Genomic DNA, 19,952 nt, shown 5'->3' on the forward strand with positions numbered 1-19,952 from the left:
ACGACTCGAAAAGCCAGGAAGAAGAGATGAACGACTTCGCCGAGTTCGGGAACGTACCCTCCACCATGCTCGCCGAGATCCTCGGACGCGAGCAGGTCATGGACATCGGTGTTCGCCCGCTGTGGTCCGACATTCCGCGCGTGGCCGGGCCGGCGTTCACCGTCCGGTGCCCGGCCGGAGACAACCTCATGCTGCACGCCGCCATCCATCGTGCGGAGCCTGGTTCGATCATCGTCGTCCAGTCGGGCGACGTCGACTACGCGCTCGCCGGCGGGAACGTGTGCGCTGTCGCGCAACGTCGCGGAATCGCCGCCATCGTCACCGACGGGGTGATCCGCGACCTGGGTGAAGTGCGCACCATGCGCTTCCCGGTCTTCGCCAGAGGGATCATTCCCATCCCCGGCACCAAGTCGGCCGTCGAGCCGCTCAACATTCAGGTGCGCTGTGGCGGCGTGCGGGTGAATCCCGGCGACATCGTGGTGGCCGATGAGGAGGGCATCGTGGTCACGCCGGCGGCGCGCCGGGACGAGGTGCTCGCCGCCGCCAGGGCGAAGCTGGCCAAGGAGGCCGGCGAGTCCCTCGACGCATGGGAGGAGGCACACCGCGCTCGCATCAACAAGATCCTCGCCGAGCAGGGCTTCGCCGACTCGACTGGCTCGGACCCGGACGCTTGACGATGGCGGAGCGGTGACCGAGGTCCGCTTCGTTGTGCGTCACTTCGAGATGAGGCCGGTCGCGGTGGCGATCCGGCCCAGAGCCTGACGTAGGGCCGCCGCCTCGGTGGCACTGATCGTGCTCAGCAGTTCGTCGTCATTCTGCCGCGCCAGCGCGAGCGTCTGGCGTCGCAGCTCTCTGCCGACCGGGGTCAGCTCGATCACCTGACGACGTCGGTCCGCGGTATCCCTTGTCCGTCGTACGGCATCGAGCTCCTCGAGTTCGTCGAGCATGTCGACGACCACGCTCGGGGTCACACCCACGACCCTGGCCAGCTCCAGCTGCGCCAGCGGCCCTCCGGACAGCAGCTCCAGCACGGCGCAGTGCCGGGGACGCAGCCCGAGCGGAGCCAGCCGATCCGCGAACCGGCCGTTCGCCTCCTGGCCCAGCTTGCTCAGCAGGAAACTCACCGAGTGGGTCAAGGACTCTTCCGCCGTCACCGGAGCAACGTTACCCTAGCCATATGATTCGGCTTGCGAATGATACGGTCCCCTCATTAACTGCTCGCCGATTCGGCGCTCTCGTCGCGCTTCTCACCGTGGTGACGTCCGGCTATTTCGCCGTGTCCGGCCTGGTGGACCCAGGAGGATTGGTGCCTGGGGGCGATCAGGCCGCCTCCAGGACCTACGCCGCGTACATGGCGGCTCGCAGCGTCGTGCTGCTGGGCGCCCTGCTCTGGCTGCTGGCAGCACGCGCCTGGCGTCCCCTCGGCCTTGTCCTCGCGCTGAACGGCGCGGTCCAACTCGCCGACGCGGCGATCGGAGTGGCCCACCATCAGATCCCGCAGACGATCGGCCCCCTGGCGTTCGCCGCCGCCCTGCTGCTGTCGGCCCGGTCGCTAGGAATGCGTGCCCGGCCGATGGGACGGAACGAGCCAGTTGCACGGTGACGACCTGTGCGGAGATCGCTCCCGCGCCTGTCAGGCGTTCAGCGATCTTCGCACGGCGGCGTCCACCAACTCGTGGACCTCCTGCTCGGTGAAGATGTCGGGCAGGGTCAGCCGCTCCACGATGAGCCAGTTCAGAGCGAGGTAGAGGAGCACCACCGAGGTCGAGTCGCCGGGCAGACCCGAGGCGGCGTGGTGGCCGACGTTGGCGTCGATGTCCTCGCGGATGCGCTTGGTCAGCACGGCGCGCAGCTCAGGGCGCCGAGTGGACTCCAGCCTGAGCTCGAGCAGGGCGAGATAGCCGGAGTTGAAAGCGGAGACCCGATCCACCAGTTCGTGCATGAGCTCGGCATAGCGAGTCTCGTCCTGTACGCCCTCCCGGCTGCGGGCGATCGTGGCCTCGTCGGGCAGCAACCGTTCATAGATGCGCCCGCCGACCTGGGTGAACAGGTCGTCGCGGTTGGCGAAGTAGTTGGAGGCCGTGCCCGGGGGCACGGCCGCCTCCGCGTCGACGGCCCGGAAGGTCAGCCCCCTCGCTCCCTCCTTGGCCAGCACCTCGATGGCCGCGTCGATCAGCGCCTGCCGCCGCTCGGGATTTCTCCGCACTTGACACCACTCCAAATGTAGTACTACGTTCAAAGCACTACAAACAGAGTACTACATCGGGAGTGACTGGTATGCGAAAGCTCGTCTACTACATCGGCGTCTCACTCGACGGCTACATCGCGGGCCCCAACGCCGAGTTCGACTTCTACCCCGTGTCGGACCAGATGGCCACCTGGATGAACGACCGTTACCCCGAGACGCTCCCCACCCACATCCGCAAGCTCGTCGGCCTCGAGGGTGTGCCCAACAAGGTCTTCGACACCCTGGTGATGGGCCGCGGCACGTACGAGCCGGCCCTGGACGTCCCCACCACCAGCCCGTACGCCCACCTGCGCCAGTACGTCTTCTCGAGCACGCTGACGATCGACGACCCCACGGTGCAGGTGGAGACGGGCGACCCTGTCGAGCTCATCCGGCGGCTGAAGGCCGAGGACACCGACATGGACATCTACCTCTGCGGCGGCGGCAAGCTCGCCGCGTCCTTGCTCCCGGAGATCGACGAGATCATCCTCAAGAGCTATCCCGTGGTGGCGGGCACGGGCATCCCCATGTTCTCCGGACAGTTCCGCCCCACCCTGTTCACCCCCACCCGGCGTGAGTCCTTCGACAACGGCGCCCAGGTCACCTGGCTCACCAGGGCTTAGAACCAGGGGGAAGGATGAAGGTACCCGCAGTCAGCCGGCGGCGGGGAGTCGGAACGCATGGGCGTTGCGAGCGCACCAGTCGGCGAACGTCCGCGGCTTGCGCCCGAGCAGCCGATGCACGGTGTCCGTGCGGAACCCGACGGTGTCCGTACGCATGAGAGTGAATCCCTCGACGATGGCGTCAGCGAGCGCGGGAGGCGCTCCGTTGGGGAAGCGGGAGCGGACGGCCTCTGCCGGCGTGGCCACCGTACGCACCTCGATGTCCCGGCCGGCCGCGGCGGCGAGGACCCGGACCTGCTCGGCGACGGTGAACATCTCTTCTCCGGTGATGACGTACGCCTCGCCCTGGTGACCGTCCTCGGTGAGGGCGAGGGCGGCGACGGCGGCGATGTCCGCGGGATCGATCGGCGCGTACTGGCCGGGCCCGACCAGGTCGAGGACGAAGCCTCCCTCGCGGACGGTGGGCAGCCAGTCGAAGGCATTGGTCATGAAGCCGCCGGGCCGGAGGAACGTGTCGGGAATGCCCGTGGCGCGAATGATCTCTTCCCGCTCATGGTGCCAGCGCCCCATGGCGGGCATCGGGTCGCCGAGGGGGCCAGCACGGCCTTGGCGGCCTCGATGATCTGCTGCCGCTTCTCGGCCTGGTTCGGCGAGACCCGCTCTCCCGTCGCCGCTAAGCTCCGCATGCGGGACAGCGTAGCCGCCCCTGGTCTCGGACTCGGCCACCCCGGCGGCGTGGGGCTGGGGCGGCCTCGATCCCGGCGGACAAGGAGCCCGTGCTATTTCAGGCCTTCGGCACGGTCGGCGAGGCGTTCGTGGCGTTGCCTGGCGGCTTGTGCGGTGCCGAGCCCGAGCCCGAACGCGATCTCCTGCCAGGTCATGCCGCGGCCGCGCGCCATCTCCAGCAAGCCGACCTCCAGCGCGTCCAGCTCCCCGCGCACCAGCGGGAGGAGGCTCAACGCCGCGGTGATGTCGGCGTGATCGACCTCCGGCTCGCCGTCGTCGAGCCGTGCGGCTCCGCTGAGCAGGAACGCCACGAGCCTGACGGCTTCGTGCGGGCCGATGGCCGACGCATGGGCCTGCCGGCGGCGCTGCTCGTCGGTGGCCGCGTGCCGCTCGGCGATCCGGAACAGGGACGCGTGCACGCGTTGTGCGCGCGCCTGCTCCGGATGCGGAGGGGTGAAGGGGTCGGAGTGCTGATCGGCGTTCGTAGGCATGGGCCTACGCTGCCGCAACACACGAAGCGATGTCAACTTTATGTTTTGAACATATCGTTTACATGCGAGGGTATGGCTAGGCGGAGGCGGCGAGCGCGGCGGGGATCTCGGCGAAGGTCTCCTCGACCAGTTTCGCCAACGCCTCGCGGCCGCCGTGGCCGCCCTGCGCCGTCCAGCACAGAGAGGCCGTACGCCAGGCCGCCACGAAGATCTCCACGGTCAGACGGAGGCGCACCTCGTCGATGTCGCTTTCAGAACGGCCACTCACCACCTCGACCAGGGCCCGGGTGGTGTCGTGGCAGTAGCCCAGGCTGTGTGCCTGCAGCGCGGGGACGGCTTCGGACAACTCGCGGGCGGCCAGGAAACGGCGATCCCAGTCAGGGTCCATGGTGCTCAACGTCGTGTCCAACGCCACGCGGAGCGCCTCGATCAGTGGGCCGTTCATCTTCCGGGTGCCCACGTGGTCCAGGTAGGCGGACCACAGGTCACTGTCGGCGGCGAGGGCGACGTCCTCCTTGGACCGGTAGTTGCGGAAGAAGGTTCGTTTGGACACCTCCACGGCATCGCACAGGTCGTCCAGCGTGGTGGCGTCGTATCCACGCTCGGTGAACAGGCGGAGTGCGGTCTCGGCCAGGGCCAGGCGAGTGCGCAACTTCTTGCGTTCGCGTAGCGGCAGGTCGCGCAGGTCATCACTCACACCTTGAGGTTACCACCGAGAGGCTGTTGCGCTTTGACAGATAATGCCACTTAGTGGCAATGTCGCTCAAGTGGCCACCCCTGCCGGTCGTACATCCTCTGAAGGAGCCTGAACCCGTGACAACCGATCCCCCTGGACGATCCCGTCCGGCGATCACGCTGGTGGTGGTGCTGCTGGCCTTCCTCACCGTGCCGATGTCCATCTCCGGAGCCGCCGTGGCGTTGCCCGGCATCGGGACGGACCTGCACACCGCGGGCGCGCCGCTGCAGTGGGTCATGAACGCCTACAACCTGACGTTCGCCTCGTTCATGCTGGTCACCGGATCCACGGCCGACCTGGTGGGACGCCGCCGGACTTTCGCGGCCGGCGCGGGGCTGTTCGCCATCGGCTCGCTGGCCGCGGCAGCCGCTCCGAGCATTGCCCTGCTGGACCTCGCTCGCGCACTGTCGGGTATCGGCGCGGCCGGGGTGTTCGCCTGCGGCGGTGCGATCCTGGCCACCACCTTCGACGGCGCGGCGCGCACCCGCGCGTTCGCGGCGCTCGGCAGTGCCGCCGGCCTCGGCCTGGCAGCCGGGCCGACCTTGTCGGGCTGGCTGGCCAGTGGGCTGGGCTGGCGCGCCACCTTCGGGCTGCACGCGCTCCTGCTGATCGTGGTGCTGACGGGTGTCGGATTTGTCGCCGAGTCACGTGCCCAGCAGCGCCCCCGGCTGGACGTGATGGGTGCGGTGGTGTTCGTCGCCGGGCTGGGCGCGCTGGTGCTGGGCGCGGTCCAGGGCCCGGAGTGGGGCTGGTCGAGTCCCGGCGTGCTGGCGCTGCTGGCCGCCGGGCTGGGGCTGCTGGCGGTCTTCGTGGCCCTGCAGGCGCGTTCGGCCGCACCGCTGCTGGATCTCTCGCTGGTGCGCAACCGCCGGTTCCTGGCGCTGTGCATGGTGCCGGTGGTGACGACCTTCGGCTTCGTGACGCTGCTGACGTACCTGCCCACCTATCTGGTCGGCGCGGGCGGCCTGTCCGCCCAGCGCGCCGGGACGGTGCTGCTGCTGATGACCGGACCGGTACTGCTGGCCCCGCCGCTGGCCGGAGGGCTGGTCAACCGGGGTGTGTCGGCCCGTGCGCTGATCACGGCGTCGCTGGCGATGTTCGCCGCAGGGAACGCGTGGCTCACCGTGATCGGACCCTCCACCCCCATCACCGTCATCGCCGGGCCGCTGCTGCTGATCGGCCTGGGCGCCGGGGTGTCGTTCGGCGTGGGCGACGGAATGGCGATGAGCCTGGTGGAGCCCGAGCGCGCCGGAATGGCCACCGGCTTCCTCAACACCATGCGCATCGGCAGCGAGGCCATCGTCATCGCCGTGTTCGGCGCGGTCCTGGTCAGCCTGATCGGCACCCGCGTCGGCTCTCCCGCCCTGGCCGCCCAGGTGGCCGCAGGGAACCTGTCCGGCGGCGACCCGGCCACGCTGGCCGCCGGATTCACCCACGCCCTGCACCTCGCGCTGTACGGAACAGCCGCCGTGTGCGCGGTCGGCGCGGTGGCCATCGCCGCCGCCCTGGCCCAGCCGCGCCGGGACATCACCGCGACCCCCGCCCACAACGATGCCCCACTGCCCACCAAGACAGGGATCAACTGATCAGGTCTCTGATCGCCGCGGTGACGGCGTCGGGTTGGGTCTCCGGCAGAAAGTGCCCGCCCGGCAGCATCAGGGTGCGGACATCCGGCGCCCAGCCGTGCCAGATCGCCGAGGGGTCGAACGGCAGCACCATGTCGCCGGGGTCCTGCCAGATCGCCAGGGTGGGGGCCTTGACGCGCCGGCCGGCCTGCCGATCCTCGCTGTCGTGGGCCGCATCGACGAAGGCGCTGGCCCGGTAGTCCTGGCAAATGGCGTGGATCGTCTCCGGATCGCGCATCGCGGCCAGGTACGCCTCACGGACCTCGGCGTCGAACGTACCGGCCTCGGCCCAGGCGTCGAGGAAGTAGCCGAAGAACATGTCGGGGTCGGCGCCGATCATCCGCTCGGGCAGGTCGTTGAGCTGCGCGAGGAAATACAGGTGGAAGCCGAAGACGCCGCCCACGCCCGCCAGCGACTCCCACATGTCGGCAGTGGGGATGACGTCGATCACGCCCAGGTGACTGACGGCGTCGGGGTGATCCAACGCGGCGCGGAAGGCGACCAGCGCTCCACGGTCATGGCCGACCAGGCTGAAACGTTCGTGGCCGAGCTGCCGCATCAGCGTCACCATGGTCGCCGCGGTCACCCGCTTGGCGTACTGCTCGTGGCCACCCGCCGGCTTAGCACTGGCCCCGTAGCCGGGAAGGTCGGGACATATGACGCGGAAGTGGTCTGCCAGCGCGGGAGCGACATGCCGCCAGGTCAGATGGGTCTGCGGGAAGCCGTGGAGCAGCAGCAGCGGCGGCCCCTCGCCGCCTGAAGCCACATGGAGGTCAAGCCCGTCCACCCGGACCGTGTGTTCATCGAAGCCTGAGATCATTGAGGGCATCGGCCCAGGCTGCCATGAGCAACCGACAATCCCGCGCGTCCATGGGGCCGGTCATGAGATCTGCTCCGTCCCGCCACTCGCCGCAGCACGTTCGATCGCCGCGAGTACCCGCTAATGGCGCGCGGCGGCGTGGAAGTCGGGGTAGGCGGGGCGCCCCTCCGCGAGCGCCCGGGCGACCTGCTGATAGAGCGCCGCCACGTTGGCCACCGGTCCGGCCGCCGGGTCGAAGGGCACGGTCCGGTACGCATCGGGCACGGCCACGTGCTCGCCGCTGCCGGACCGGATGTCCCAGTCGGTCCAGTGCATGTACGTGCCCGGCCTGGGCGGCGTGACGGTCAGCGTGCCCTCGGAGCCCACGAGCTTGATGAAGAAACCGTCGGGGCTCCCGGTGCCCCCGTGCACCGCCACCGAGGCGGTGGCGCCGCTGTCGAGGAGCCCATGGAGCAGTACCTGGCTGGGCACCCGGTTGACGACGGTCCGGCCGGTCCCCGAGAGGGCGACCTGGTCGTGGAGGCGGGGAAGTCGTGCCGTCACCTCCACCAGCCGGCCCGCCAGCTCCTCCAGAACCGGCAGGAAATGCCCCGCCATGATCGTCAGCACCGTGGTTCCGCCCGCCGGGTCGGTGCTCCAGGCGAGTTCCGGGGAGATGCTCGCGCCGCCAGCGAGGCGCCGGAGGCCACCATGATCGCCGACTCCAGACGGCCGATCCGGCCGCCGGCGACCAGGTCCGCGACTTGCCTCCTGCGATGGTCACATGGGTCAAAGGCTCTTCTCCAGCCCATGCTCGGCGGCGATGCGGGCGATGTCGGCCGGGGTGCCGGCCATGATGGTGCGGGCGTGCTCGGTCACCAGGTCGGCGGGCCAGTCCCACCAGGCGGCTCGCAGCAGTCGTTCGACGTCGGCGTCCGCGAAGCGGCGGCGGATGGTCCTGGCCGGGTTGCCACCGACGATCGTGTACGGCGGGACGTCGGCGGTGACCACGGCGCCGGCCGCGATGACGGCGCCGTCGCCGATGGTCAGCCCGGGCATGACGGTGGCCTGGTAGCCGAACCACACGTCATTGCCGACCACGGTGTCGCCCCGGCTGGGCATACCGGTGACGATGTCGAGGGTGCGTTCAGCCCACTCGCCGCCGAACATGGTGAACGGGAAGGTGGACACGCCCATTGTCGGGTGGTCGGCGCCGGCCATCAGGAAACGGGTGCCGGCGGCGATCGCGCAGTACCTGCCGATGATCAGCCGCTCCGGCCCGTAGGCGTACAGCACGTTGCGCTGCTCGAAGCCGGTCGCGCCGTCGGGATCGTCGTAGTAGGTGTACTCACCCACCGTGATCGTCGGCGAGCTGACCAGCGGTTTGAGGAAGACCACGCGCTCGTGGGCGGGCAGTGGGTGCACGGTCATCGGGTCGGGCGTCAAGAGAGGTTCCTTCCTGAGGGAGGTCGGGCGGGCCGGTCATGGTGGAGGGCGAGGTTACCGCTGCCCCGCAGGGGCCGAGATCAGAGACAAGGCGCATTGATCATTTCGATGGGGTGCCCGCCGCGGCCCATTCGACGAACTGGACGATCACCCCGTTGGGGTCGGTGACCTGGAACAAGGCTTCGCCCCAGGGCTCCCGGCGCAGCGGCATGGTGATCCGCGCCCCGGCGTCGCGCAGCCGCTTTTCCTGCTCGGCCAGGCCGCCGGCGAGGGTGAAGGCGAGGATCAGACCGCTGGCACGCTGGTCGCGCTGCTCGGGCGGCAGCACCTCGATGCCGCGGGCGAGCAGGACGATGTCGATCGCGTCGTCGCGCGACAGGGAGGCGAAGCCGTCGGCGGCCTGCTGGACGGTGTAGCCCAGGTAGGTGGTGAAGAACGCCTGGGAGGCGGCGACGTCGTCGACGGTCAGCGAGGCAGTGGAAGCGATGAACTGCACAGAGTCTCCTCTGGTACGGCGGGGTGGGGGTGGGGGCGGGGTGAGGTCAGTAGCTGCGGCGCCGGGGTACGACGCGCATGCCCCGGGATTGCTGCGACGCACGGATGCTGTGGTCGGACGGCGGACGACGCAGTTCGGCGCCGTGCAGCGGGGCGCGCTCGGGCTGCTGCGACCGGGGCACACGAGCGAACTCGACCACGCACGAGACCCCGGCAGCTCATCTCCGACCACGCGACCCGGCTCTTCATCGCCCAGGGCTTCGAGCAGACGACCATCGCCGAGATCGCCGCCGCCGCCCGCGTCGCCAAGAAGACCGTCACCAATTACTTCCCGCGCAAGGAAGACCTGGCTCTGGACCATCAGGAGGCGTTCGCCGCCTCCCTGGCCCGTGCCGTCACCGCGCGACGCCCAGGGGAGTCAGCGCTGGCAGCGCTGCGCCGCGCGTTCGCCGACGCCGTGGCCGCCCAGGACCCGGTCGCCGGATTCTCCGGCCAGGAGTTCGCCCGCATGATCGCCGACAGTCCCACCCTGACCGTCTGCCTGCGCGGCCTGCACGACCAGCGTGAACAGCATCTCGCCCAGGCGCTGGCCGACGTCACTGCCGCTCAGCCCGACGACATCACCGTGCAGACCGCCGCCGCCCTGCTGGGCACCGTGCACCGCGTGCTGTTCCACCGCATCCAGACCCTCTCCCTCGCCGGACACCCCAACGACCAGATCGCCCACACCGTCGCCGCCGAAGCCACCCAGGCCTTCGACCTGCTGGAGCCCGCCCTGGCCGACTACGCCTCCGCCTGATGTGAGTCATCGCGGCCTGCTGTTCGGGCAGGCTCGGCGCCGGGCGGTCGCCGGCGAGCCGGGTGTTCCAAGGCGACGGATGGGTGCGGCGCCGAGCCGCGCAGTGTGCTGCTGCGCGACCGCGCCGCAGGCTTCAGGAGCCGCCAAGGTTCTCTCCCCAGATCGGTTCCAACCTGTCCGCCACTCGCGGGCGTGAGTACCGGTGAGAGGAGATCGCCATCTTGGATCGATATGACGGCTTCCGCGAGTTCGTGCTCGCGCGCCAGCAAGCGCTGATGCGGAGCGCGTACCTGCTCACGGGAGACGCCCACCTCGCCGAGGACCTGATGCAGAGTGTCCTGCTCAAGGTCGCCGGACACTGGCCCAGGCTGATCCGGCACGGCACCCCCGAGGCGTACACGCGCAAGGCCCTGATCAACCAGTACATCTCCTGGCAGCGGCGCAAACAGCGGGAGTCGCCCAGCGCCGACCCGCCGGAACGCGGCCACGCCCACGACGACGCCACCATCGACCGCATCGTCCTGCACAAGGCCCTGACCAGGCTCACGCCCCGCCAACGCGCTGTGATCGTCCTGCGCTTCTATGAAGATCTCAGCGAGCGGGAGACCGCGGAGATCCTCGGCTGTTCGGTTGGCACCGTCAAGAGCCAGACCCACCATGCGCTCGGCCGCCTGCGCACGCTCGCGCCCGAGCTGTCCGAGTTGTTCACTGAGACCGAGGAGGCGCGCCGATGAACAGGCTGCGCGAGGCGCTGGACGATGTGGCAGCCGATGCCCCGGCCATCAACCTGGCCGACTGGGCGATCACCCGCAGTAGGCGCAGACGGCGGGCCCGCATGGCCGCCGCCGGCGCGGCCGGCGCGGCGGGGCTGGCGGTGCTCACCGGCGTCGTACTGGGTGTCTTTCCCGGCATCGGACCGTCGCAGCCCGACCGGACCATCGTCGCAGCGGCGACCGGCAAGATCGCCGACCTGCCCGGCCGAGGCGTCGGGCCGCTCAGCTACGCCTACCGGACCTTCTGCCACAGCAGTGCCCCCGTCCTCACCGACTGCAGGAACGGCGGGTGGCGCGTGGTGACCCGTGCCGGCGAGACGTACCACGTACCCCAAGCCCTGGGCTACAAGAGCGGACAGAGCTTCTACCCGCTGGCGATCAGCCGTGACGGGCGCATCATCGCCTACTACAGCCGGCCGGCCAGGACGTTCAAAGTACGAGACCTGGCGAGCGGCGCCGAGCAGGCCGCGCCCGTCGCCATCACGGAAGCAGAACTGGGCGGCAACGCGCGCCTGGAACTCTCCGACGACGGGCGCTACCTCGCCTTCACCGGCTATCCGTCCAGAAAGGCCGACGGCCTGATCATCGACATGCGAGCGAGGACCACGCTGCCCCTGCCGATGGGGTGGGATCCCAGGAGCATCGACGGCGCCACCGTGACCTTGACCCGGGACGCGAAGTACGGCCAGCAGCCAGGCATCTGGGTGATGCCTCTGACGGGCGGCGGCGGTTCCCCCATCGCGGTGGGTGAGGCGTACACACGCTTCAGCGGGCTTGCCCCTGACGGCTCCGGCCTGGCCGCATTGCGGCGGGACCAGAGCCCGTACCCGTACAGCTATGACGGCACGATCACCGTGCTCGATGCCAAGACAGGTAAAGCCAAGAAGACGGTGACGATGCGCGGCCTGCGGAAGGACAGTCGTGGGCTCACCCTCGGCGCCTGGCTGAATGCGTCCGAGGTCACGCTCGCCACCACCCCGTCGGACCGTTGGAACGAGAACCGCCACATCACCTACGCGGTGAACGTGGAGACCGGGCAAGTGCGACAGCTCGCCGTCTACCGTCCCCAAAGCGGCGCGTTCCACGACGTCATCCCTGGCGCCCCAGCCGCCGCCTGGTGACGAGCCGCGTCCACGCCCTAAGACCCGGAAGCTCCGCCCCGTGAGGTTGCCCGCGAACGTGGACCTCGACCGGCGGCCTGCCCCCACCCGGGCCCGCCCGGCCACCTGGGCTGCGGCCCCAAACCTGGACGAACCCCATTTCGGACCCCTGAACGACAAGATCCCGCCTGATCTCGATGATCAGACGGGATCCCGGCAACTTCGGTCCACGGTCCAGCACATGGCAACGTCGAGCCATGGTGGCTGGAGCGGAGTTGCCAATAGTGCTCGCGCAGGTAGGCCGTAGCGGGCTGTCCGGGGTGCAGCGTCGCCTGGGACGACTGTCCATCGCGCGCGAGGAACTGACCCGCCCCGTACGGGACGGGGCGGTGTGTTGCAGGACAGGCTTGTCCAGCACGCTGCGGCCGGTCAGGCTCTACGCGAGATGACCATGATGTATTCGCAGGGAGCGTTCGTACGGTTGGCGAAGCCGTGGTCCGCGTCGGCCTGGAAGAACAGCGAGTCGCCTGTGTTCAGGGTCTCGCTGATCCCGCCGATCGCGACGGTGAGGGTGCCTTCGAGCACCACGAGCTGTTTCTCCGTACCCGGCGGATACGCGGGCAGCAGCCCGGTGGAGACCTGCGCGGGAAGGTAGTGGACGACCATCTCGCCTTTTCCGGCGCCCGGGGCCGCTGACACCATGTGCCGCTCGAAGCCGGTTTCCGGGTCACGGAAAACGGGGCGATCGTTCTTGCGCATGACAATGGCCACACCAGAGGCGGCAGCAGCCGGCGCACCGATCAGGTCCGAGAGCGACGCGTCGAGCGCGTGGGCGATCCTGGACGCGACGCCGATCGTCGGGCTCTTCTCACCGCGTTCGACCTTGGACAGCATCGCCCGGCTGACCGACGACTGTGTGGACAGCTGCTCCAGCGTCAGCCCCGCCTCCTCGCGGCGTCGCCGCACGTTACCGCCGAACGCGCCGGCCAGGTCGTCACCGTGCTGCGGTTGGGCCGCGTTTGCGTCTTGCTCGACCACCGTGCTCCTCGATCGATGGATACCTCGCTGGCCATAGTGTAGGGTCTCTTCTAAAGAAGATTACATCTTCTATAGGAGACACACGATGGAGGGTTCCATGCGTTTGATCTCAAGTGGCCGGCACCATGCCACCTTCGAATTCGGCGATCTGCAGGTGATCTCGTTGCGAGACGGGTACATCGACATGCCGCCGACACGGCTCCGCGACGAGGACGGGCGCCCGCTCGATGAGCTGCCGGCCACCGTCCCGCTGGCCGGCGAGAACTTGCGGCTGTCGGTCAACGCCTTCTTCGTCACCGACGGCACGCGGTCGGTCCTCATCGACACCGGCGCGTCCAACGCCTGGCACGACCCCACCATGGGATTGATCTACGACGCGCTCGACGAAGCGGGAATCGACCGCGCGCATGTCACCGATGTGGCCATCACCCACAAGCACGAAGACCACGTGAGCGGCCTGATCGCGCCGGACGGTTCAGAGGCGTTCACCAAACTCGAGCGCGTGTGGATCGGCGCGGGCGACATCTCGGTGTTCACGGGGCGGCTCGAGCCGATCCGCGACCGGGTCGTACCCGTGTCGGAGAAGGTCGCGATCAACGACTGGATCACCGCGATCCCGACACCGGGCCACACACCCGGTCACACCGTCTACGACGTCAGGAGCGGCACCGGTCACCTTCTCGTCTGGGGCGACACCGTTCACGTTCCCACGCTCCAATTCGATCAGCCGAACGTGTCCTGGGAGCTCGACGGCAACCAGTCCCAGGCCCGCGCCGCGCGAGCGACCCTCCTCGAACAACTGACCCGACCACACCACTTCGTAGCCGGCGCCCACCTCGACTCACCCGGCATCGCCCGCGTAACCCCCTCCGGCGACGGTTATGCGCTGGAATACCTCGCACCACCGATCGGCTGATCGAGCCTGTCGGCTCCGGGCCGCGCTCGCGATGGCGGCCAAGGAGGGCAAGCTCCTCTGGCCCGGCTGGGCGCCCACGAACTCGACCACCTGGACCGCCGCCGCGAGGGCGGTCGTGGCTCGTCGGAGTCGAACGAGTCGGCCTCAGGGCCCGCATGACCGCCGGCCAACACCTCCTTGGCTCAGCTGATGAGATTCACGGCACGATGAAAGGTCGCAGCGGCGGCTTCCAGGTCCGCGAGGACCTTGCGCCATTCCGCGGTCTCGCGCCTGTCCATGTCGACCCGGTTCGCCGGCTCGGCGGCGATGTCCCCGTTCATGCTCGCGTGGGGCCAGGCCTGCGGATCCTGGGCCAATTCCTTCGGGGCCCGGGCGCGTACTCGTCCTCCGCTTCGCCGCCAGGCGTCCCCGTGTTGAAAGTTTCACTAACACCGTCGCGCGGACGACTGTGAGGACGCGGGCCCGACCGCCACATCGCACGGCGTCACATGTCCTGCGACCAGCCTGTTGACTCCGCGGGGCGAGGTCGCCGCCCCTTTACGGACTGTGCGGAAACCGCGATTCACCGCTTGTTTCGGAGGGCGGTGCTCCATGTGGGTCTGTCAGGTCCATGGCCATTGTGTGATCCTCCCCTCGGGAAGACATGTCCTGCCTCGTCTCGGGCGCGTGGCCCGCGCGCTCCGGATTGCCATCGGGCGGTAGGGAGAGATGGCTCCTTGAAATCCCTTCATGGAATGCGCATCCTCGCATTAGGCACGGCGGCGGCCCTGGTGCTCGGGGCGTCCCCCGCTCAGGCGGCGACCGCGTCCAGCATGAGCGCCACGGCCCTCAATTGCGCTATCACCATCAGCAACCCGATCCAGTTGTACACGACCTCCGTTTACGCCTATGTCGAGGTCAGCTGCAACCAGAAAGTTTCGTTCATCGGCGGATACCTCTCCTTGTACCGGGACGGCACCTATCTGGGCTACGCCGAGACCTACCAGAGCAACGTGGCTTACGCCTACAAGATCAACATGGTGTCGTGCGTGCCCGGCAACTACCACGTCATGGGCTACGGATTCGCCAACCTCGATGGCGGAGCGCCCGACTTCTCCCAGCGTGTCGCCACCACGCCCATCACCATCACCTGCACCTGAGCTTCATATGAGCCCGACACTCGACCAGCTCCACCGACGTATACCGGTCCTCGGACCTGGCCTGCGCGTCGGCCTCACCCCGATGAGGGCGGCGCGGCTCGCGGATGGCGGGCCGGCACTCCGGTGAAATCTCCACAGTCAACGGCGCGAAGAAAGGGACCCCATGATTGCTGGCAACCTGACCCGCCGGGCACTGGCGGTCGGCGCGATGCTGGCCACCACCGCCGCGATGGTCGTGACCATGCAGCAGCCCGCCGCCGCCTCAGCCCTGACGCTCAACGGCACAGTGGACTGCCTCAACGTCGACTACTCCGGCGACACCCGGGACTGGTACGCCTCGTACGTCTCGGTCGGCTCCGCACCTCCTTCATACGGCGTGGCTGTGCCCTACAGCTCGATGGTCGCGAACCCGGCGAACCACTCCTGGTCGTTCACGATCAGCCTGCCCGGCGGGAGTACCGCGGTGAGCGTGTCGGCCATCTGCAGCGGCGGTCACCAGTGGGACCAGGTCGGCTGGACCAACGGACCGGCGATCAGCATCCCCTCCTGGGCCACGACCCTGAACGCCACCTGGGGCTGCACCACCCAACAGGTTTACCCCGGGCCCTACATCACCGGCTGCAGCGCGCAGTCTTACTCGTACAGCTGAGCTCCCGCGCCTGGGCGAAGCCAAGAACCGGCCCGCCGCACGGCCGTGTCGCCCAAACGCGGCTCATCGCGCTGTTCGTCAACGTCGCCAACGACCGCTTCCTCGATGTCTGGAGGCACGCCCACCAGCCCGATCTCGCACCGGACGAGACCACGACTGGACTCGACGCTTAAAACGCCACCGACCCGCCGACCCCGGCAGGCGCGATTCTCGTGCTCCTCCAGCGGCCTGACACCACCCGAGCCTCCCCCGGCGCCCACCACACCGGCCCCAGAGACGCCCGAACGCGACTCGAAACCCCTGAAACGACGCGATCCCGCCTGATCTCGATGATCAGACGGGATCCCGTGAACTGCAGTCCGGCCGTTTCAAGAACGGCCCTGGGTGGGGAGTTCACGAGTGGGTGTGAGGTGTAGTGAGTGGGAGCCGTAGAAGATCGCTTCCCGAGATGGAGATGATTGATCGTTTCCCGGGCTGGCTCCTCGAGATCCCGGGCTTCGAGTACGTCGCCTCCGTCGTCGGGCACCCGGCCGAGCGGTGACGCTGACCATCACCCCCACTCGTGAAGCTGAGCATCGCGTCGATCTTGTGAGTGGAGATCAGGGTCGCAGAGGCCCCTTGATCTTTCACATGCTGTGAAGATCCCGGCTTCTGCGGTTGAGTCTCCCCTGAGGGGAGACGGCAGAGTGTGCGCATGGACGGCGACGTGCTGCTGACGATCGGAGACCTGGCCCGGCACACCGGGCTCACGGTGAAAGCGATCAGGTTCTATTCCGACCGCGGGCTCGTACCGCCCACCACCCGCAGTCCCGCTGGTTACCGGTTGTACGACGTCGGCGCGCTGGCCCGGCTGGAGTTCGTGCGCGCGCTGCGCGAGCTGGGGATCGATCTCTCCACTGTGCAGCGCCTGCTGGAGCGCGATCTTCCGGTGGCGCAGGTCGCCGAGGAGTACGCCGAGGCCCTGGACGTGCAGATCCGCATCCTGCGGCTGCGCCGGGCCGTGCTACGCGCGGTGGCCAGAAGGGGATCGACGTTAGAGGAGACGGAACTCATGCACAGGCTCGCCAAACTCTCCAACGAGGAACGCCACCGCCTCGTCACCGACTTCATCGACGAGGTCTTGGGCGATCTCGACGCCAATCCCGAGTGGGTCGCGATGATGCGCTCGGCCATGCCGGACCTGCCCGACGACCCTGATCCCGCGCAGGTGGACGCCTGGGTGGAGCTGGCCGAACTGGTTCAGGACCCGCAGTTCCGCGCGGCGGTCCGCCGGCTGGCCGAATACCAGGCGGCCGAACGCGCCCAGGGCGACACCACGGGGCTGCACCACGAGCTCACCGAGGAGGTCCGCGACCGCGTCGGCGCGGCGCTGGCCGCGGGCGTGGACCCCGCCTCGCCGCAGGCGGCCGCGATCGTCAGCGCCCTCGCCACCCGATACGCGCAGACCTTCGGCCGCGCCGACGACGCCCACCTGCGGGACTGGATGCTGAACCGCCTGCAGGCGGCCGACGAACCCTTCGCCGAGCGTTACCTGCAGCTGCTCGCGGTGATCAATGGCTGGCCGGTGCCGCCGAGCATGGCACCGCTGTTCAGCTGGTTCATTCAGGCCCTGCGTGCGGGTCGGTGAGGTCGCTCTCCGCCTTGGATGCCGCCAGCATCTGCTCACGACGACGGCAGCGCAGGCGATATCCGGACGGCAGGCGCGTCGAGCCATCGGCTCAGCGCGGCTGCAGCCTCGGCGAGTCGTCGGCGCCCGTTCGCCAGGGCAGTGCGGTTCCTGTCCGCTGTCGGAAGGCGGCGCAGTCGGTCGCCGAGTCATCGATGAGCAGCGCATCGTGGGAGGCCATGCCGTGCCGGCTCAGCCCCGAAGGCCCGAAGATGTGACGGGACCTTCGCTCTCGAGTACTGCGATGTCGCTGGAACAGATGATGTTGCGTACCCGCCTAAAGTGTCGGCGGAGCAGTCCATGCCGTCGGCGGCCATGACTATCGAGGCAATGTCCTGACCTCGCCGAGCATCTCCAGCAACGCGACGTTGACCCCCATCCGGACGCAGTCGGTCAGGAGCCGGCGCTGGAGGAGGCCGTCACGGAACCGGCGGTCCAGCTTGATGCCGGGCCTGCGATGACCTGAGCGGAGGACCGCGGGCCCTTCATCCAGGCGTGGGCCTTCTCCCCGCGAAGATCGGCGCAAGGCTCTCCACAAGTTGTGAGTGAAGTAGTCACTTAACCTTCGGCGAGACACCGTAGTCCTGATCGACCTTCGATGACAATGCTCAGTCTTCGCTGCGACAGGACATGAAACGGCGAGATCCCGCCTGGTCGCGGTGATCAGACGGGATCCCGTCAACCTCAGTCCAGCCGTCCCAAGAACGGCCCTGGGTGCGGTGTTCACGAGTGGGTCCATCCTGGGAGGAAGGAGGTGCTTAGAAGATCGCTTCCCGAGTTCACTCTGATCGTTTCCCGGATGGGGCGACGGTCAGCCGCTTGGCGCGCATGGCCGCGACCCCGAGGGCGGCCATTGCCGCGAGACAGAGCCAGGCGAACACGTCGCCGACCCGCGCATATACCGTCGGACTACCGGCGACAGGCACATGCGCGATCATCGTCTGCTGCGTGGTCGTGAAGTAGTCCGCCGAGGTGAGCGTTCGGCCGTGGGGATCGAAGACAGCGGCCAGGCCGTTGCTCGCCTGACGAACCAGCGAGTACCCGTTCTCCACCGCCCGGATGCCTGCCTTCTCTGTATGCGCGGCGCCGAAGCCGTACCAGTCGTTCGACGGCACCAACATCACATCCACATCCCCGGCCTGCCGCATCAGCACGGGGAAGTCGGCGTCGAAACAGATGACATTGGCCAGGCGGCCGAACGGCGTGTCCGCGGTCGGCACCCTGCCGTCGCCGGGGTTGAACGGATCCAGGCCCGGCACCGGGCGGGCCTTCTCATACGTCCATCGGGCCTTCCCTCTCGGATCGACGAGGACAGTCTCGTTGCGCATGTACGGCGGCGCGCCCGTGATCACGATCAATCCCGCGTTCACATAGCTGCCTGTCCTGGCGGCGATCGCGGCGATCTCGTCGATCAGCCGCTGCCTGTCGGCCTCGCGTGCCGCACCACCCGCCTCCGGCCAGACCACGATCTTGGCTCCGGCTTTGGCCTCCCGTTCGGTGGCGGCCAGCAGGGAGTCATTAACGGGAGCGAATACCCGCCGAACCATGTCGGGGTCGGCGCCGGCAAGCTGTTCTGGCGAGGGGTAACCGTTCAAGGCCCTGTTGGACGTCTCCAGGACCGAACGCGCAGGGCTGACCCCAGCCACCCGTACGGTTTCACCAGCGGGCGCCGCGAATGCCAACCGCAGGCTTCCTCCGGCAAGCACCAGCGCGAGCACGGCTCCGAAGGGTGCCACCCGCCGCCAAGCGAAGCCGTCCTGCCAGAGGTGATTGCAGACGGCGGCGAACCATGCGATGAGGAAGCTGACCCCGTAGCCACCGGTCACCGAGACGACCTGCAGCAACGGGAGGTTGTCGTGCTGGGTGGCGGCCAGCGAGCTCAGGATGTTGCCGACCGGGCTGAGGCTCGCGAGCGCGTACTCCACGCTGACCACCCCCGCGGGGAAGACCAGCGTGGCCCACGCGCCGGGCAAGCGCGCCGCGATCAGACGGTCCAGAACGTACGGCACCACGCCCGCCAGCGCCATGACCAGGGAGAGCGCCAAGACTGGGCTGAATACTGGCAGCCCGCTCTCGTAGAGCCAGAATGTGGTGGCCACCGTGGTAGCGAGTGCGATGCCTCCCATTGCCGGTAGAGGCCGGCTTGTGCGGGAGTACCGTAATAACAGGATCAGATAGCCCCATGCCGCGCCGGCCACTTCCCATCGACCGTGCGCGGCCACGGCCGAGAGCGCGGTTCCGGCAGCGAGCATTGCCCATCGAGTCTGACGATTCATGCGGAAAATTTAGGCAGCGCGGACCTCACCATCCCATCTCGCACGCCCCCGAACCGGGGTAAGGAACACCCCCCGCCTGAGCGGAAGGCATACCCCTCGATTTGCCACTCAGAAGATCACAAAGATGGTGGTACCGGCCCCACACAGAACGAATCCAATTCGGAAACCCCTGAAACGACAAGATCCCGCCTGATCAGATGATCAGACGGGATCCCATCAACTTCGGTCCAGCCGTCTCAAAAACGACCCCTGGTGGGGTGTTCACGAGCAGGGCTGACCAGGAGGGCAATGGGGGTCGAGAAGATCGCTTCCCGATGGGACAATGTTCGTTTCCCGGACTGGCCGCGCCGCCCTGCCGCCGCCCGATGCTCGTCGACACGACGGGGAAGACGACTGGATGGGTGTTCATACGGGCTGACCTGGCGCGG

General features: G+C 68.4%; 23 protein-coding genes and 1 pseudogene. 12 read left to right on the forward strand and 12 right to left on the reverse strand.

Features of this window, described 5'->3' with window-relative positions; all coding sequences use genetic code 11:
- Positions 1–26: 26 nt before the first annotated feature.
- On the forward strand, positions 27–674 hold the full coding sequence (locus tag AB0H84_RS11630) for an RraA family protein (RefSeq protein WP_357601857.1): 648 nt from the start codon (positions 27–29) through the stop codon (positions 672–674).
- Between the two features lie 39 nt (positions 675–713).
- Here AB0H84_RS11630 and AB0H84_RS11635 read toward each other — a convergent pair whose 3' ends face one another.
- Complete coding sequence (locus tag AB0H84_RS11635; RefSeq protein ID WP_357601858.1) at positions 714–1,154, reverse strand: MarR family transcriptional regulator; 441 nt, start codon at positions 1,152–1,154, stop codon at positions 714–716.
- 152 nt (positions 1,155–1,306) lie between these two features.
- On the opposite strand from AB0H84_RS11635, the gene AB0H84_RS11640 reads away from it, so the two are divergent.
- A complete protein-coding gene (locus AB0H84_RS11640; protein ID WP_357601861.1) occupies positions 1,307–1,603 on the forward strand; it encodes a hypothetical protein in 297 nt (98 codons plus the stop codon).
- 30 nt (positions 1,604–1,633) lie between these two features.
- Here the strand turns inward: AB0H84_RS11640 and AB0H84_RS11645 are convergent, their stop codons facing one another.
- Positions 1,634–2,206, reverse strand: a complete 573-nt coding sequence (locus AB0H84_RS11645; protein WP_357601862.1) for a TetR family transcriptional regulator — start codon at positions 2,204–2,206, stop codon at positions 1,634–1,636.
- A 71-nt stretch (positions 2,207–2,277) separates the two neighbouring features.
- Here AB0H84_RS11645 and AB0H84_RS11650 point away from each other — a divergent pair, with 71 nt between their 5' ends.
- The gene (locus tag AB0H84_RS11650; protein WP_357601865.1) at positions 2,278–2,850 is read left to right on the forward strand and encodes a dihydrofolate reductase family protein; all 573 of its coding nucleotides are present in this window, start codon (positions 2,278–2,280) and stop codon (positions 2,848–2,850) included.
- A 30-nt stretch (positions 2,851–2,880) separates the two neighbouring features.
- Here the strand turns inward: AB0H84_RS11650 and AB0H84_RS11655 are convergent, their stop codons facing one another.
- The 3 genes from AB0H84_RS11655 to AB0H84_RS11665 all read right to left on the reverse strand — a co-directional run bounded on the left by AB0H84_RS11655 (position 2,881) and on the right by AB0H84_RS11665 (position 4,764).
- Positions 2,881–3,420, reverse strand: coding sequence for a hypothetical protein (locus AB0H84_RS11655; protein WP_357601868.1), 540 nt, complete (start codon positions 3,418–3,420; stop codon positions 2,881–2,883).
- Positions 3,421–3,629: 209 nt separating this feature from the next.
- Positions 3,630–4,067: a DNA-binding protein gene (locus tag AB0H84_RS11660; RefSeq protein WP_357601871.1), complete on the reverse strand. Its 438-nt coding sequence runs from the start codon at positions 4,065–4,067 to the stop codon at positions 3,630–3,632.
- Between the two features lie 76 nt (positions 4,068–4,143).
- A complete protein-coding gene (locus tag AB0H84_RS11665; RefSeq protein WP_357601874.1) occupies positions 4,144–4,764 on the reverse strand; it encodes a TetR/AcrR family transcriptional regulator in 621 nt (206 codons plus the stop codon).
- A gap of 116 nt (positions 4,765–4,880) precedes the next feature.
- On the opposite strand from AB0H84_RS11665, the gene AB0H84_RS11670 reads away from it, so the two are divergent.
- The gene (locus AB0H84_RS11670) at positions 4,881–6,389 is read left to right on the forward strand and encodes an MFS transporter (protein WP_357601876.1); all 1,509 of its coding nucleotides are present in this window, start codon (positions 4,881–4,883) and stop codon (positions 6,387–6,389) included.
- Here the strand turns inward: AB0H84_RS11670 and AB0H84_RS11675 are convergent.
- The 4 genes from AB0H84_RS11675 to AB0H84_RS11690 form a co-directional block, all read right to left on the reverse strand.
- Entirely contained in the window at positions 6,382–7,257 is an 876-nt protein-coding gene (locus AB0H84_RS11675; protein WP_357601879.1) for an alpha/beta hydrolase, read from the reverse strand. The genes AB0H84_RS11670 and AB0H84_RS11675 overlap by 8 nt on opposite strands.
- Positions 7,258–7,368: 111 nt before the next feature.
- Positions 7,369–7,857 (reverse strand): hypothetical protein, encoded by a 489-nt coding sequence (locus AB0H84_RS11680; RefSeq protein WP_357601882.1) that lies wholly within the window; start codon positions 7,855–7,857, stop codon positions 7,369–7,371.
- Between the two features lie 159 nt (positions 7,858–8,016).
- Positions 8,017–8,673: a CatB-related O-acetyltransferase gene (locus AB0H84_RS11685; protein WP_357601885.1), complete on the reverse strand. Its 657-nt coding sequence runs from the start codon at positions 8,671–8,673 to the stop codon at positions 8,017–8,019.
- 100 nt (positions 8,674–8,773) lie between these two features.
- Positions 8,774–9,169, reverse strand: a complete 396-nt coding sequence (locus AB0H84_RS11690; RefSeq protein WP_357601888.1) for a VOC family protein — start codon at positions 9,167–9,169, stop codon at positions 8,774–8,776.
- Between the two features lie 219 nt (positions 9,170–9,388).
- Here AB0H84_RS11690 and AB0H84_RS11695 point away from each other — a divergent pair.
- The 4 genes and pseudogenes from AB0H84_RS11695 to AB0H84_RS11710 form a co-directional block, all read left to right on the forward strand.
- A pseudogene (locus tag AB0H84_RS11695) lies at positions 9,389–9,511 on the forward strand (TetR family transcriptional regulator); the annotation flags it as partial.
- A gap of 114 nt (positions 9,512–9,625) precedes the next feature.
- Positions 9,626–9,967, forward strand: a complete 342-nt coding sequence (locus AB0H84_RS11700; protein WP_357601891.1) for a hypothetical protein — start codon at positions 9,626–9,628, stop codon at positions 9,965–9,967.
- 221 nt (positions 9,968–10,188) lie between these two features.
- Entirely contained in the window at positions 10,189–10,701 is a 513-nt protein-coding gene (locus AB0H84_RS11705; protein ID WP_357601893.1) for a SigE family RNA polymerase sigma factor, read from the forward strand.
- Complete coding sequence (locus AB0H84_RS11710; RefSeq protein WP_357601896.1) at positions 10,698–11,861, forward strand: hypothetical protein; 1,164 nt, start codon at positions 10,698–10,700, stop codon at positions 11,859–11,861. Before AB0H84_RS11705 ends, AB0H84_RS11710 begins: the two co-directional genes overlap by 4 nt.
- Positions 11,862–12,269: 408 nt before the next feature.
- Here AB0H84_RS11710 and AB0H84_RS11715 read toward each other — a convergent pair whose 3' ends face one another.
- Positions 12,270–12,878: an XRE family transcriptional regulator gene (locus AB0H84_RS11715; RefSeq protein WP_357601899.1), complete on the reverse strand. Its 609-nt coding sequence runs from the start codon at positions 12,876–12,878 to the stop codon at positions 12,270–12,272.
- Positions 12,879–12,963: 85 nt separating this feature from the next.
- On the opposite strand from AB0H84_RS11715, the gene AB0H84_RS11720 reads away from it, so the two are divergent.
- Entirely contained in the window at positions 12,964–13,794 is an 831-nt protein-coding gene (locus tag AB0H84_RS11720; protein WP_357601902.1) for an MBL fold metallo-hydrolase, read from the forward strand.
- Positions 13,795–13,976: 182 nt separating this feature from the next.
- Here the strand turns inward: AB0H84_RS11720 and AB0H84_RS11725 are convergent, their stop codons facing one another.
- The gene (locus AB0H84_RS11725) at positions 13,977–14,114 is read right to left on the reverse strand and encodes a hypothetical protein (RefSeq protein WP_357601905.1); all 138 of its coding nucleotides are present in this window, start codon (positions 14,112–14,114) and stop codon (positions 13,977–13,979) included.
- Between the two features lie 396 nt (positions 14,115–14,510).
- On the opposite strand from AB0H84_RS11725, the gene AB0H84_RS11730 reads away from it, so the two are divergent.
- From AB0H84_RS11730 to AB0H84_RS11740, 3 genes are all read left to right on the forward strand, one after another.
- Positions 14,511–14,933, forward strand: coding sequence for a hypothetical protein (locus tag AB0H84_RS11730; protein WP_357601908.1), 423 nt, complete (start codon positions 14,511–14,513; stop codon positions 14,931–14,933).
- 163 nt (positions 14,934–15,096) lie between these two features.
- Positions 15,097–15,582 (forward strand): hypothetical protein, encoded by a 486-nt coding sequence (locus AB0H84_RS11735; protein ID WP_357601911.1) that lies wholly within the window; start codon positions 15,097–15,099, stop codon positions 15,580–15,582.
- A 694-nt stretch (positions 15,583–16,276) separates the two neighbouring features.
- Complete coding sequence (locus AB0H84_RS11740) at positions 16,277–17,209, forward strand: MerR family transcriptional regulator (RefSeq protein ID WP_357601914.1); 933 nt, start codon at positions 16,277–16,279, stop codon at positions 17,207–17,209.
- Between the two features lie 818 nt (positions 17,210–18,027).
- On the opposite strand, the gene AB0H84_RS11745 is transcribed toward AB0H84_RS11740, so the two are convergent.
- On the reverse strand, positions 18,028–19,524 hold the full coding sequence (locus AB0H84_RS11745) for a nitrilase-related carbon-nitrogen hydrolase (protein WP_357601916.1): 1,497 nt from the start codon (positions 19,522–19,524) through the stop codon (positions 18,028–18,030).
- Positions 19,525–19,952: the final 428 nt, after the last annotated feature.

This window comes from Nonomuraea sp. NPDC050786 (genome assembly GCF_040654115.1).
GTDB lineage: Bacteria > Actinomycetota > Actinomycetes > Streptosporangiales > Streptosporangiaceae > Nonomuraea.